We start from the raw sequence: 14,386 nt of genomic DNA on the forward strand, positions 1-14,386 counted from the left end.
AACTTGCTCGGACAGGGGCATCGGACAGATGACGCCGGAAGTCAATCACGCTCCCTCGGACAAGCGCATAGGCCAGGCGGAGACATGCGCTTCAGCGCGCGGCGGCCTTGATGAAATCGGCTGCCTTCTCGGCGATCATGATGGTAGGGGAGTTGGTGTTGCCCGAGGTGATGGTCGGCATGATCGAGGCATCCGCGACCCTGAGGCCGGAAATGCCGCGCACCCGGAGTTCGGGATCGACCACGGATTCGGGATCGGCTCCCATGCGGCAGGTACCAACGGGATGGAAGATCGTGGTGCCGATCTTGCCCGCCGCCTCCACCAGCTCTTCCTCGCTCTGATATTCCGGCCCAGGCTTGAACTCCTCCGGGCGATAGGGCTTCAGCGGCTCCTGCTCGACGATGCGGCGCGTCAGGCGGATCGCGTCGGSYGSCACATGCCGATCGGCCTCGGCGGAAAGGTAGTTGGGCCGTATCGCCGGTTGCCTGGTAAAATCCGGCGACGTCAGATGAACCGTGCCGCGGCTTTCGGGCCGCAGATTGCAGACGCTGGCGGTGAAGGCCGGGAAGGGGTGAACGGGTTCGCCGAACTTCTCCAGCGAGAGCGGCTGCACGTGATATTGCAGATTGGGTGTCTCGAAAGACGGATCGGAGCGTGTGAACAAGCCGAGCTGGCTCGGCGCCATGGACATGGGCCCTGATCGGCTGATGAGATATTCCCAGCCGATTGCCATCTTGCCCAGAAGCCGGCTTGCCTGCTCGTTCAATGTACGGATGCCCGTCACTTTATAGGCGCAGCGCAATTGAAGGTGATCCTGCAGGTTTTCGCCGACCGCCTTGCGCTCGAGCACCACCGGAATGCCGGCCTTCTTCAGGACACTGCCGCGACCGATGCCGGAAAGCTCGAGAATATGCGGCGAGCCGATAGCGCCGGCGGCAAGGATGATTTCACGGTTGCACCGGACGGTGCGCGTGCGGCCCTGCTGGACCAGTTCCACGCCGCGCGCGGACAGATCCTCGACCAGAAGGCGGCGGACATGCGCGCCGGTCTCGATCGTGAGATTCCTGCGATGCCGTGCCGGCTTGAGAAAGGCCTTGGCCGCATTCCAGCGCACGCCGCCCCGCTGGTTGACCTTGAAATAGGACGAGCCTTCGTTATTGCCCCGGTTGAAGTCGTCGATGCGCGGTATGCCGAGGGCCTCGGCGGCAGCTTGAAACGCGTCGAGAACCTCCCAATGCACGCGCATCTCCTCGACGCGCCATTCTCCGCCCGCGCCATGCATGTCGTCGGCGCCGCGGTAATAGTCCTCGGATTTCCTGAAATAGGGAAGCACATCGTCCCAGCCCCAGCCGGTGCAGCCCATCTGGCGCCAAAGATCATAGTCGCGCGCCTGGCCGCGCATATAGATCATGCCGTTGATGGAGGAGCAACCGCCAAGCACCTTGCCGCGGGGATAGCCAAGTGAACGGCCGCCGAGGCCCTTCTCCGGCTCCGTTGTGAAGCACCAGTCGGTGCGCGGATTGCCGATGCAGTAAAGATAACCGACCGGGATATGCACCCAGGGATAGTTGTCCTTGCCCCCGGCTTCGAGCAGCAGGACGGAAACCTTCGGGTCAGCCGACAGTCGGTTGGCGAGCACACAGCCGGCCGTGCCCGCACCGACGATGATATAGTCGAAGCTTTCAGGCATAGTGATGCGTCAGTGGCGATCGCCGTTCCAGTTTGCCAGCCGTGCATAGACCTCGCCGACAATGCCGCGGCGGAAGAGAAGCACACAGATCATGAAGATTGCGCCGGTGACAACCGTGACGGGGAATTCCGATGTCGCCAGATAGTTCTGCAGCGTCACCACAAGCGCGGCGCCGACGATCGGGCCGACCATGGTTCCAATGCCGCCGAGCAGCGTCATCAAGATGACCTCGCCGGACATCTGCCAGCCGACATCGGTCAGCGTGGCGAACTGGAAGACGAGCGCCTTCACCGATCCGGCCAGCCCGGCAAGCACCGCCGACATGACGAAGGCGGCGAGCTTGTAGCGCTGAACGCTGTAGCCGAGCGAAATGGCGCGGTTTTCGTTTTCGCGGATCGATTTCAGGATCATGCCGAAGGGCGAATTGACGATGCGCCAGATGGCAAAGACGCCGATCAGGAAGACCACAAGCACGAAATAATACATGTTGGTCGGCATGCGCAGGTCGACCAGGCCGAACAGGTCGCCCCTGGGCACGCCCTGAATGCCGTCCTCGCCATGCGTGAAGGGAGCCTGAAGGCAGAAGAAGAAGAACATCTGCGCCAAGGCGAGCGTGATCATGGCGAAATAGATGCCTTGCCGGCGGATTGCCAGGAATCCCATGACCAGCCCCAGCACCGCCGCGCCCGCCACGCCGAGCAGCACGCCGGCTTCCGGGGTCCAGCCCCATACCTTGACCGCATGGGCGGTGAAATAGGCGGCGCCGCCGAAAAAGGCCGCATGACCGAAGGACAGCAGGCCGGTATAGCCGAGCAGCAGGTTGAAGGCGCAGGCGAAGAGGGCGAAGCACAGAAGCTTCATGAGGAAGATCGGATAAAAGAAGAAGGGTGCCGCCACGAGCGCCACTATGCCTACGGCGATCAGCAGCCATTCCAGGCGCGTGCCAACCGTCGACTGGGTCCCGGTCATTGTGACATCAGCCATTTCAGGCATCCTTTCCGAACAGGCCGGCGGGCCGGAGCAGCAGCACGATCGCCATGATGACAAAGATCACGATGCTGGAGGCTTCGGGGTAGAATACTTTGGTCAATCCTTCCGCCAGGCCGAGCACATATCCCGTGATTATCGCGCCGAGGATGGATCCCATGCCGCCGACGACGACAACCGCGAAGACCACGATGATGAGGTTCGAACCCATGAGAGGGCTGACCTGATAAACGGGCGCTGCCATGATGCCAGCCAGACCGGCCAGACCGCAGCCGATGCCGTAGGTCAGCGTCAGAAGCAAGGGTACGTTGACGCCGAATGCCTGCACCAGAGACGGATTCTCCGTCGCAGCACGCAGATAGGCCCCGAGCTTGGTCTTCTCGATCAGCAGCCATGTCCCGAGGCAGATGATAAGCGATGCCACGACCACCCAGGCCCGGTAGTTCGGCAGGAACATGAAACCGAGATTGGTGCCGCCGGCAAGCAGCGGCGGCGGAGAATAGGCCTGGCCCGAGACGCCGTAATAGTAGCGGAAGACACCTTCGAGCACGAGTGCGAGGCCGAAAGTGAAGAGCAGGCCATAGAGATGGTCGAGATTATAGAGACGCGACAGCGCCAGGCGTTCGATGACGATGCCCGTCAGCCCGACTAGGATCGGTGCCAGGATGAGTGCCGGCCAATAGCCGATGCCGGCATAGGCAAGCAGCATATAGCCGGCGAAGGCGCCGAGCATGTATTGCGCGCCATGGGCGAAGTTGATGATGCGCAGCATGCCGAAAATGATCGCCAGCCCGAGGCTGAGCATGGCGTAGAAGGAGCCGTTGATCAGTCCGACAAGAAGCTGACCGAAAAGCGCCTGGATGGGTATTCCGAAGATCATGGTCACGGCGTGTCAAACTCCGAGCACTTCATGGAGGACTGCCATTCTTTCGTCGAGTTCCTCGACGGGGAAGCCCGTGGTCACCACGCCATGCTCCATCAGATAGAAGCGATCGGCGATGCGGCGGGCGAAACGGAAATTCTGCTCCACCAGCAGGATGGTCATTCCGCGCTGCTTGAGCGTTTTCAGCACTTCCCCTATGCGTTCGACGATGACGGGGGCGAGGCCTTCCGTCGGCTCGTCGAGCAGCAACAGTTTCACGCCGGTCCGGAGCATGCGGGCGATGGCCAGCATCTGCTGTTCGCCGCCGGAGAGCTTGGTGCCCTGGCTGTTGCGGCGTTCTTCCAGATTCGGGAAGAGCTTGTAGATTTCCTCTATCGTCATGCCGCCCTTGGACACGACCGGCGGAAGCATCAGGTTCTCTTCGACGGAAAGCGTGGCGAAGATGCCGCGTTCCTCGGGAACGAAGCCGATGCCAGCATAGGCGGTGCGATGCAGCGGCAGCCGCATCAGGTCCTTGCCCTCGAATTCGATCTTGCCGGTCCGCTTGCGGATCAGCCCCATTATGGCGCGCAGGGTGGTCGTCTTGCCGACGCCGTTGCGACCGAGCAGCGTGACTGTCTCGCCCTCGAAGACCTCGAGATTGACGCCGTGCAGGGCATGGCTCTCGCCGTACCAGGCGTGAAGGTCGCTGACGGAAAGGAGCGGATTCGTCTTATTCATCGCCCGTCCCCATATAGGCGATCTTCACCTGTTCATTCTTGCTGACGGTCGCATAGTCGCCCTGAGCGATTATCTCCCCGCGCTGAAGCACGGTGATCGTATCGCAGAGATCGGCGACGACCTTGAGATTGTGTTCGACCATCAACACGGCGCGATCCCTTGCCACGCCGCGGATGATTTCGGAAACGGTGCCGACATCCTCATGCCCCATGCCCGCCATGGGTTCGTCGAGCAGCAGGACCTTCGGGTCGAGGGCCAGCGTGGTGGCGATCTCCAGCACGCGCTTTCGTCCATAGGAGAGGTCGGCGGCGAGCTTATGGCGCTCTCTGGCGAGACCGACGGATTCCAGCAATTCCTCCGCCCGCCGGTTCAACCGGTCGAGCGAGCGCAGAGGCAGCCAGAACTGATAACCGAGACCTTGGGGTCTTTGCAGTGCCACGCGCACATTGTCGAGTACGCTCAGATGCGGAAAGATCGCGGAAATCTGGAAGGAGCGCACGAGCCCCATCTGCGCCACCTTGGCGGGCGCCATATTGGTTATGTCGGTTCCAAGAAAGGTGATCGTGCCGCTGGTCGGCTGCAGGAACTTGGTCAGCAGATTGAAGACCGTGGTCTTGCCGGCGCCGTTGGGGCCGATCAGGGCATGGATTCGGGCGTGCTCGACGTCGAGATCCACATTCTTGACCGCCACGAAGCCGGCAAAGTCGCGGCGCAGGCCGCGGGCGGACAAGACCACCTGCGGCGCTGCTTCCTTTGCTGTGCGGTTCTGATCCACCGCTTCGGCCATGGTCATCGGCTACTGGCTGACCAGCGGCCGGGCCCCCCCCGCGCCCAGCCGCTATCGGCCGGCTTGATATAGGCCTCGTCGCCGGAGATCGTCGCGAGAACGTTGTAATAGTCCCACGGCTCCTTGCTCTCATCGGGCGACTTCACCTCCATGAGATACATATCGTAGATCATGCGGCCGTTCGGACCAACCTTGCCGTTCTTGGCGAAAACGTCATCGACCGGCATCGAATGCAGCTTTTCAGCCACCGCTTCCGTCTCATCCGTTCCGGCCGCGTCGATCGCCTTCAGATACTGCAGGACCGCCGAATAGGTGCCCGCCTGGATCATGTTGGGCATGCGGTTGGTGCGTTCGAAGAAACGCTTGCTGAATTCGCGAGATTCGTCATCGCGATCCCAATAGAAGCCCTCGGTAAGCGTCAGGCCCTGAGCCGACTCCAGTCCGAGGCCGTGCACTTCCGCCAGCGTGAAGAGCAGTGCCGCCAGGCGCTGTCCGCCCTGCACGATGCCGAATTCCGCAGCCTGCTTGATCGAATTCGAGGTGTCGAGACCGGCATTGGCAAGACCGATCACCTTGGCGCCGGAAGACTGTGCCTGCAGCAGGAAGGAAGAGTAATCCGTCGTGGCAAGCGGATGGCGAACCGCCCCGACGACTTCGCCGCCCTTGGATTTGACGAATTTGGACGTCTCCTCTTCGAGCGAATAACCGAAAGCGTAGTCGGCGGTAAGGAAGAACCAAGTGTCGCCACCCTGTTCCACGAGCGCGCCGCCGGTTCCGACGGCCAGCGCATGGGTGTCATAGGCCCAGTGGAAGCCGTAAGGAGAGCATTGCTCGCCCGTGAGCTCGGTTGTCGCCGCGCCGGTAACGATGTCGATCTTCTTCTTTTCCTTGGAGATGCCCTGCACCGCCAGCGCCACCGAGGAGGTCGTCAGTTCCATAATGGAATCGACCTGTTCGGTATCGTACCACTGGCGCGCGATATTGGCCGCGATGTCAGGCTTGTTCTGATGGTCGGCCGTGATCACCTCGATCGGCGCGCCAAGCACTTCGCCGCCGAAATCCTCGACAGCCATCTTGGCCGCCTCGAAGGACCATTTGCCGCCGAAATCCGCATAGACGCCGGACTGGTCGTTAAGAATGCCGATCTTGACCTTGCCGTCGGATATCTTGTCCTGGGCGGCGGCGGGAATGACCGTTGCCGCCAACAGTGCCGCCGAAGCGAGCGCGAGTATTCTCATTCTCGATATCCTCCCGAATATCACATTCATCCTTGGAACGGTTACTGCCAGCCCTTCAGCTTATTATCTGGAAGCTAGGCGCGAAACCTCAATCCCTTCCGGACAGTCGTCCGGACGACAACCGCCTTTAGCCTGGCCTGCCGTTCCCCCGATTGGATTGCGACGCGATAGGCGGCTCCATGTCAAGTGCCTCCGCAAGCCCGCAAGCCGGGAAGACACATAGCATTGACATTTGCGTACACAACCCCTCAATTCCGCACATGTTTAGTGCAAATTTGCACAGAGAGCCATGCGACGTTTCACTTGGGACGACCTGCAATTCTTCCTGGCAGTAGCCAAATCCGGCCAGCTATCGGCCGCCGCGCGCAAGCTGCGCACCAATCACGCCACCGTCTCGCGGCGCATCGATCGCCTCGAGCAGGCGCTGTCAGCCAAGCTATTCGAGCGCAGCGCGCGCGGATATGTGCTGACCGCGCTCGGCGAAAGGCTCGTCGAGAAGGCGGAGGCCATGGAGCGGGAGGCCGTCAGCCTTGAAAACGAGGCCGCCAGCAGCAAGACGGAAATTGGCGGCGTGGTGCGGCTGAGCACGCTGGAGGGATTTGGAAACTACTTCCTGGCCGATCGGCTGCCGGTCCTTGCCCGGTCGCAGCCGGGACTGTCCATAGAGCTCCTGACGATACAGCAGATCGTCTCCCTGTCGCGCCGCGAGGCCGACATGTCGATCACCCTGACGACGGTCAAGGCCGGAGCCTACCATCACGAGAAGATCACGCCCTATAGGCTCTTCGTCTATGGCAGCCGCGATTATCTTGCGGCCCATCCACCGATCGAGCGTCATGCCGATCTCACTGGCCATCGCTTCATCGGCTATGTGGAGGACACGATCTTCACCCCCGGTCTGGACTATCATCGGGAAGTGCTGCCTGGCTTGCGCGCCAGCTATCAATGCTCCAGCATCCATGCCCAGCTTGCCGCCACCCGAGGCAGCGTGGGTCTTTGCATATTGCCGCATTTCATCGCCAGCCTTTATCCGGATCTTGTCCCTGTGATCCCGCGCGAGGTTCATCTCGATCGCGATTACTGGAGCATCTGCCATGAGGATCTGGCCGCCGCCCCGCGCATTCGCATGCTGACAGACTTCATCAAGACCGAGGCGAAAGCCGCTGCCGATCTGTTCCGGGGCGACGCCTTGCTGGAAAGGTCCGAGCAGCCAGGGTGAAATTGACTTTTGTCAATTGCCATGAATAATGTCGAACGAAGGGGAGGCTCATGGCTTATCGTCCCGCCGAGCAGATTATCCACAAGGCCGCGTGGCTTTATTATACCCATGGCCTGCGCCAGGATGAGGTGGCGCAGCGGCTCAACATATCCCGCGCCTCCGTCGCGCTTTATCTCCGTCGCGCCCGCGAGACCGGCATCGTCAATATTTCGACATCGACGCATCTTTTCTCCAATGATGTTCTGGCCCGGAGGCTCGAAGACGTGCTGGGACTGGAAACCGTCTGGGTCGCGGGACAGGAAGGGCTTGCCTCCAATCCGGCTGCCGAAATCCCCGCGCTGGCGGCGAGCGTGTTCCTGGAAATGGTGCAGAATGGCGACCGGGTCGGGGTGGCCTGGGGCCGAACCGTCTATGCCATGGCCGACGTCATGGCCCATGCCGATCGCGATGGGGTGACCGTGGTCCAGCTCTGCGGCAATCTCGGCGCCCCCTATTCCTACCGGCCCGATCAATGCACGATGGAGATCGCCCGCCGGCTGAGCGCCAAGGGCCTGAACTTCTATGCGCCTCTGGTCCTGAGTTCGGCGCGACTTGCGGGTGAATTGCGCCAGGAGCCGGTCATCAAGGAACAGCTCGACAGCGTCGCGGAATGCGATCTGGCCCTCTTTTCCGTCGGTACGCTCGACGCCGACAGCCATGTGGTGAAATGCGGCGCATTGAGCCTCGAGGAACTCAATGTCCTGAAGGAACAGGGTGCGGGCGTCATTGCCGGCCAGATCATTGACGCCCAGGGGGTTTTGCTTGACTGCGACTACAACCGGCGTGTCATCTCGGCCGATTTCGCTTCGATCCGGGCCATTCCCCGGCGCCTGATGGTCATCCAGGAGGATGCTAAGTTCGGCCCGACGCTCGCAGCCCTGGCCGGCGGCTTCTGCACACATCTGGTGGTAACTTCCACCATGGCCGAGCGGCTTGCCGGCCATTTCGAGGCGAAAGCGGCGGCCGCCGAGTAGGACGGCGGCGCAAAAAACAGCGAAGAGCGTAAATCGGAAAGACAATGAAGAATCTCTGGAACGACGGCGAAGCTGAGAAGCTTGTCAGCGAATATGCGAAGAAGGGCGTCGACCGCGACCTCGCGCTCAGGGTCTACACGACCCGGCTGCTCGGCGGCGAACCGCGCCTGGTGCTGCATGGCGGCGGCAACACCTCGCTGAAGACGAAAGCCACCGACATCCTCGGCGAGGAATGGGACGTGCTTTGCGTCAAGGGCAGCGGCTGGGACATGGCCGTGATCGAGCCTGCGGGGCTGCCTGCGGTCAAGCTGGACTCGCTTCTGAAGGCGCGCAGGCTGGACATGCTTTCCGACGAGGACATGGTCGCCATGCAGCGGGCCAACCTCATCGATCCATCCTCGCCGAATCCGTCTATCGAGACGCTGCTGCACGCCTTCCTGCCACACAAATTCGTCGATCACACCCATTCGACGGCGATCCTCGCGCTGGTCGATCAGGACGATAGCGAACGGCTATGCCGCAAGGTCTTCGGCGACAGGATGGGCTTCGTGCCTTACATCAAGCCCGGCTTCGACCTCGCCAAGGCGGCCGCAGACATCTATGACGCCGATCCCTCGGTCGAGGGCCTGATCCTCGACAAGCACGGCATCTTCACCTTCGCCGAAAGCGCGAGGGAAGCCTATGAGCTGATGATCCGCTACGTCACCATGGCGGAAGACTATGTGGCGCAGAACGGCAAGCAGCCCTTCACGCCGGTGTCGCTGCCCGGCGAACTCGCGTCACCGGCCGAGATCGCCTCCATGCTGCGCGGCGCCGTCGCCGTCGACAAGGGCGAGGGCCGCTTCGACCGCATGGTGAGCGAATTCCGCACCTCCGACGCTATCCTGGAATTCGCCAATGCGGAGAATGCGGACGACCTGTCGAAACGCGGCGTCAGCACGCCGGATCTTTCGATCCGCATCAAGACCGGGCCGATGGTCCTGCCGGCGCCGGAGAAATCCAAGCTGAGTGCGTACCGGAAGGTCATCGAAGAACGCATCGCCGATTTTTCGACCCGCTACAGGAAATATTTCGAGACCAATGATGCGCGTGACGACGTTTCGCGCACCATGCTTGATCCCATGCCGCGCCTGACCTTTGTCCAGGGTCTTGGCCTTTTCGGCCACGGACGCACATTAAAGGAGGCGAAGATCGCCGCCGATGTCGGCGAGATGCTGATTGATGCGATCCGTGGCGCCGAATCCATCGGTTCCTTCAGCCCGCTCCCGCTGTCGGACCTTTTCGAGCTTGAATACTGGTCCCTCGAACAGGCCAAGATCGCCGCCAACAAGCCGAAGCCGCTGACCGGTCAGGTGGCGCTCGTGACCGGCGGCGCCGGCGCGATCGGCGCTGCGACGGCGAAGCTCTTCGCTGCTCAGGGCGCCCATGTGGTGGTGGTCGATCTCAACGGCGAGAAGGCCAAAGCCGTGGCAAAGGAGGCGGGCAACGGCTCCATCGGCGTCGCTGCCGATGTCACGGATCCGGCGTCGGTGCGGGCCGCTTTCGACGAAGCGGTCGAGACTTTCGGCGGCCTCGATATCCTTGTCTCCAATGCGGGCGCTGCCTGGGAAGGCAAGATCGGCGAGATCGATGACGCGCTCCTGCGCAGGAGCTTCGAGCTCAACTTCTTCGCTCATCAGACCGCGGCGCAGAATGCGGTGCGCATCTTCAAAGAACAGGGCACCGGCGGCGTGCTGCTGTTCAACGCTTCCAAGCAGGCGGTGAATCCGGGCGCGAATTTCGGCGCCTACGGCCTGCCGAAGGCGGCCACGCTTTTCCTGTCGCGCCAGTATGCGCTGGAATACGGTCCGCTCGGCATCCGCTCCAATGCGGTCAATGCCGACCGCATCCGTTCGGGTCTGCTGACCGACGAAATGGTCGCCAGCCGGTCGAAAGCCCGTGGTTTGTCGGAGAAGGATTATATGTCCGGCAATCTGCTCGGGCAGGAGGTCAGGGCCGAACATGTGGCCCAGGCCTTCCTGCACCATGCGCTGGCGGAGCGCACGACGGCCGATGTCACGACCGTGGACGGCGGGAACATGGCCGCCGCGCTGCGGTAGGCCAGCGAGCTCCTGACCGAAAAAGGGCGGCCGTGTAGCCGCCCCTTTTTCCAATGTGCCCCTCAATCGCGTGGCGGCAGCGGCATCCAGTCCGGAACCACGACATCGGCATGGGCGAATTGCGGCAGCTTCTGGCCCAGTTCCTCCATGTTCTTGATATCCTGCTCGTTGAGTTCAGCCTGTGTGATCAGGGTCGGCGGCACGATGACGCTCCTGCCCGGATCCTCGCCCGCAAGCAGAAGAGCGAGCGCACGCACCGAGACCTCGCCCACCACTGCCGGATTGGTGGCCGCTGTTGCCGCCCAGGCGCTGCCGGGTTCGCGCATGGCCGAGATATCAGCAGTCGAAATGTCGGCGGAATAGATCTTGATGGCGTCGGACATGCCGGCCTCGTCGACAGCAATCTTCACGCCCTTGGCGAACTCATCATAGGGCGCGAAGACGACCTGAATGTCCGGATTGGCGGTCAGCACCGAGCGCGCCTGGTTGGCGACCGAATTGGCGATGGGATTGTCGAGCGTGCCGAACTGCGCTACCTCCTCAATGCCAGGATACTTCTCCTTGAATTCCCGCCAGGTCTCGTCGCGCCGGTCGAGGGGCGCGATACCGGCGACATAGACATAGGCCGCCTTCCAGCTTTCGCCATTGTCCTTGATCGCCTGTTCCAGCGCCAGGCGCGCAAGGTCACGGTCCGACTGCTCGATCTGCGGTATGGCCTCATTCTCGACATTGACGTCGAAGGCGACGACCTTGATGCCGGCGTCCACGGCGCGCTGCGCCGCCGCCTTCATGGACTCGGTCAGGCCGTGCTGGATGATGATGCCGTCGACACCAAGGGCGATGGCCTGATCCACCATGTCGGCCTGAAGGGCGGCATCCTGCCGGCTGTCGAGCACGCGCAGATTGACGCCGAGGGCCTTCGCCTGCGCCTCCACCCCCGACAAATAGGCCTGGAAGAAATCGCCGGTCGAAAGATACCGCACCAGTGCGATCTCCACTTCTTCCGGCTTGTCGAATGGCGCCGGCCTGTCCTGCGCCATTGCCGCCCCTTGGCCTAACATGCTCGCGCCGAGAAGCCCGATCGCCAGTTTGCCGAGAATTCTACGATTGAAGTTCATGCCTTCCTCCACCTTTTCTCTTGTTTTCCCGCTAGCGGGCGTTCCTCGCCGAAAGCGCGAATGTGAACATCAGGGCGATCATCAGCACCGCACCCTTGACGAAATCCTGCGTGTAATAAGGAACGTTCATCATCGTCAGCCCCTGTAGAAGCACGCCCACGAAAAGCGCTCCGATCGCCGTGCCGAAGGCGTTCGGCTTGGCCGCGCCCAGCACGGCAAAGCCGATCAGGGCCGCCGCCACCGCATCGAGCAGCAGATTGTTACCCGAGGCGATATCGCCGCGTCCAAGTCTGGCGGCGAGCAGAATCCCGCCTATTGAGGCAAATATTCCAGAAATAACGTAGGCCCAGATCTTGTATGCCTTGACCGGCGCACCGGCGAATTCGGCCGCCCGAGCATTGCTGCCGACGGCATACATCATGCGCCCGAAACGGGTATATTCGAGGAAGAACCAGATCAGGATCGCCAGCACGATCAGGACGACCACGGATGCCGGCACGAGATTGGGCAGGAAGAAATCGAAGCGGTGCCGCCCGAGCGCCAGGAAGCTGGCGCTGAACTGTCCGGGGGCCGTTGAGCCGTCCGGCAGGGTCATGCCAGCCGCAATCGAGCGGCCTTCCGTCGGTATGCGCTGCAAACCGATCAGGAGGAACATCATTCCAAGCGTAGCCAGCAGATCGGGCACGCGCATGTAGCAGATGATGAGGCCGTTGATCAGCCCGACGATGGCACCGATCGCGAGACAGGCGATCACGGCCACTAAGGCGTTCTGCTCCATCACGACCATCACATAGGCGGCCGCCATCATGGCGCTGGTCGCGATGGAGCCGATCGAAAGGTCGAAGCCCCCGACGACCAGCGTCGCCGTCACGCCGAGCGCCAATATGCCGGTGATCGACACGGATTGCAGGATGAAGACCGCTGCCTGCGGAGAGGCAAAGCCGCGCGTGAAGAAGGAGAAGAAGACGATCAGCCCGACCAGCAGCGTCAGGAAGCCGTAACGGATGGCCAGATCGCGCATATTCATGCCGGTTTTGCGCGCGCCGCCGTCGAGCACGCTTTTTTCCTTGTCTTTGCCGGCCGTCGCATCCATTCTCGAAATTCTCCCGATGTCCTCAAGCCGCACCCGCAAGATCGCGTCCCGCAACCTCGGCCAGCAGCCGATCCATGTCGATGTCCGCGTTGCGGTGTTCGCCGATGATCGTGTGCTCCGACATGACCAGAATGCGATCGGCGGTTTCCAGCGCCTCGTCCAGTTCGGTCAGGAAAAGCAAGGTCGCACGCTCGCCGGCGCTGGCGCGGAGCTTTGCCGCGATGTCGTGACGGGCGGCGATGTCGACGCCCTGGAAAGGCTCATCAAGGATCAGCAGGTCAGCCGGATAGGAAAGCCAGCGTGCCACCATGACCTTCTGCTGGTTGCCGCCGGAAAGCATGGACATGTCGTCGCGCTCGTTGCGGCAGACGATCTTCAGGCCCTCGATCTGCCTGCGCGCCAAGCGGCGCTCGGCGCGCCGCCGCATGATCCCCAGATGCGAAAGACGTTTCAGGAAAGGCAGGCTCATATTCTCGTAGATGTTGAATTCCGGCACGATGCCGCTGTCGGCCCTGTCCTTCGCCACGAGGAACACACCGGAACGGATGGCCTCGGCCGGCGTCTTCGGACGGTACTCCGCGCCGCCAAGCCGCATTCGTCCCGAAAGAGGCTGACGGATGCCAAAAAGCGTTTCCGCGAGAGCGGTCTTGCCGACGCCGACAAGACCGGTGACGGCCACCACCTCGCCAGCCGCGAGCGAAAGGCCGAAAGGCCGCGCGCCAGGAGCAATCTGCAGGTCTTCGGCCGCGAAGACAGGGCGGGAGCCCTCCTTTACGGCGACGGAAGTGCGGCCGATCCTGCGGCCCAGCATGGCTTCCACCGCGCCCTCGTAGTCGAGCGGCTTCTCCTCGAACAGGCCCGCGATCGCGCCGTCTCGCAGACTGACGATCCGGTCCGCCACGCGGCGGATGTCCGACATGCGATGCGATATGTAGAGGATCGCGACGCCGCGGGCACGCAGCCTGTCGATGAGTTCGAAGAGCCGCGACGCCTCGCTTGCCGACAGCGACGAAGTCGGCTCGTCCAAAATCATCACCTTCGGTTCATGCGCCATGGCGCGGGCAATGGAGACCATCTGTCGATCCGCCAGCGAAAGATCGACGATATCCGCCCTGAGGTCGATATCCAGCCCCATCCGTTCGGCCACGGCCCGCGCCTCTCGGCGCACCTGCCGGCGGCTGAAGAAGAACTTCGCCCCGGCCCCGTTCAGCCGGTCGAGCGTGAGGTTCGTGGCGACGTCGAGCGCACTCACGACGCCGTCATTGATGTTCTGGTGGACGGTCACGACGCCGGAGCGCATGGCTTCGGCCGGGGTAACGGGCTCAAAGGACTGGCCCGCCAGCGTCATGGAACCGCCGTCCAGCCGATAGACGCCGCTGACGATCTTGACGAGCGTTGACTTGCCGGCGCCGTTGGCGCCCATGAGCACGGTAACCTCGCCGGCGTGCAGCTCGAGATCGACTCCACGCAGCACCTGGATGGGGCCGAAGGATTTCCTCAAGCTCGCTATGCGGAAAACGGCGCTCTCGCCCATGGCAT

General features: G+C 62.3%; 12 protein-coding genes. 3 read left to right on the forward strand and 9 right to left on the reverse strand.

Annotated elements, in window-relative coordinates; genetic code table 11:
- Positions 1 to 91 precede the first annotated feature (91 nt).
- From L598_RS08300 to L598_RS08325, 6 genes are read right to left on the reverse strand one after another with little or no spacing between them, the layout of a single operon-like run.
- Positions 92 to 1,690 (reverse strand): GMC family oxidoreductase N-terminal domain-containing protein, encoded by a 1,599-nt coding sequence (locus tag L598_RS08300; RefSeq protein WP_144861510.1) that lies wholly within the window; start codon positions 1,688 to 1,690, stop codon positions 92 to 94.
- A gap of 9 nt (positions 1,691 to 1,699) precedes the next feature.
- Positions 1,700 to 2,659, reverse strand: coding sequence for a branched-chain amino acid ABC transporter permease (locus L598_RS08305; RefSeq protein WP_246658682.1), 960 nt, complete (start codon positions 2,657 to 2,659; stop codon positions 1,700 to 1,702).
- Positions 2,660 to 2,675: 16 nt separating this feature from the next.
- A complete protein-coding gene (locus L598_RS08310) occupies positions 2,676 to 3,563 on the reverse strand; it encodes a branched-chain amino acid ABC transporter permease (protein WP_144861512.1) in 888 nt (295 codons plus the stop codon).
- 6 nt (positions 3,564 to 3,569) lie between these two features.
- On the reverse strand, positions 3,570 to 4,280 hold the full coding sequence (locus tag L598_RS08315; RefSeq protein ID WP_144861513.1) for an ABC transporter ATP-binding protein: 711 nt from the start codon (positions 4,278 to 4,280) through the stop codon (positions 3,570 to 3,572).
- Entirely contained in the window at positions 4,273 to 5,067 is a 795-nt protein-coding gene (locus L598_RS08320; protein WP_144861558.1) for an ABC transporter ATP-binding protein, read from the reverse strand. The genes L598_RS08315 and L598_RS08320 overlap by 8 nt, the downstream gene beginning before the upstream one ends.
- Before the next feature lie 2 nt (positions 5,068 to 5,069).
- Positions 5,070 to 6,305, reverse strand: a complete 1,236-nt coding sequence (locus L598_RS08325) for an ABC transporter substrate-binding protein (RefSeq protein WP_144861514.1) — start codon at positions 6,303 to 6,305, stop codon at positions 5,070 to 5,072.
- 289 nt (positions 6,306 to 6,594) lie between these two features.
- Here L598_RS08325 and L598_RS08330 point away from each other — a divergent pair, with 289 nt between their 5' ends.
- The 3 genes from L598_RS08330 to L598_RS08340 are packed head-to-tail and all read left to right on the forward strand — an operon-like array spanning position 6,595 to position 10,636.
- Positions 6,595 to 7,524: a LysR family transcriptional regulator gene (locus L598_RS08330; RefSeq protein ID WP_144861515.1), complete on the forward strand. Its 930-nt coding sequence runs from the start codon at positions 6,595 to 6,597 to the stop codon at positions 7,522 to 7,524.
- A 50-nt stretch (positions 7,525 to 7,574) separates the two neighbouring features.
- Positions 7,575 to 8,537 carry a sugar-binding transcriptional regulator gene (locus L598_RS08335; RefSeq protein ID WP_144861516.1) on the forward strand — a complete coding sequence of 321 codons (963 nt, stop codon included), beginning with the start codon at positions 7,575 to 7,577 and terminating at the stop codon, positions 8,535 to 8,537.
- A 44-nt stretch (positions 8,538 to 8,581) separates the two neighbouring features.
- Positions 8,582 to 10,636, forward strand: coding sequence for a bifunctional aldolase/short-chain dehydrogenase (locus L598_RS08340; RefSeq protein ID WP_144861517.1), 2,055 nt, complete (start codon positions 8,582 to 8,584; stop codon positions 10,634 to 10,636).
- Between the two features lie 62 nt (positions 10,637 to 10,698).
- Here L598_RS08340 and L598_RS08345 read toward each other — a convergent pair whose 3' ends face one another.
- The 3 genes from L598_RS08345 to L598_RS08355 all read right to left on the reverse strand — a co-directional run bounded on the left by L598_RS08345 (position 10,699) and on the right by L598_RS08355 (position 14,381).
- Positions 10,699 to 11,754 carry a substrate-binding domain-containing protein gene (locus L598_RS08345; protein WP_144861518.1) on the reverse strand — a complete coding sequence of 352 codons (1,056 nt, stop codon included), beginning with the start codon at positions 11,752 to 11,754 and terminating at the stop codon, positions 10,699 to 10,701.
- Between the two features lie 31 nt (positions 11,755 to 11,785).
- Positions 11,786 to 12,781 (reverse strand): ABC transporter permease, encoded by a 996-nt coding sequence (locus tag L598_RS08350; protein ID WP_144861560.1) that lies wholly within the window; start codon positions 12,779 to 12,781, stop codon positions 11,786 to 11,788.
- A gap of 88 nt (positions 12,782 to 12,869) precedes the next feature.
- Positions 12,870 to 14,381: a sugar ABC transporter ATP-binding protein gene (locus tag L598_RS08355; protein ID WP_144861519.1), complete on the reverse strand. Its 1,512-nt coding sequence runs from the start codon at positions 14,379 to 14,381 to the stop codon at positions 12,870 to 12,872.
- Positions 14,382 to 14,386: the final 5 nt, after the last annotated feature.

This window comes from Mesorhizobium sp. J18 (genome assembly GCF_007829525.1).
In the GTDB taxonomy this organism is placed as follows: Bacteria; Pseudomonadota; Alphaproteobacteria; order Rhizobiales; family Rhizobiaceae; genus VLJP01.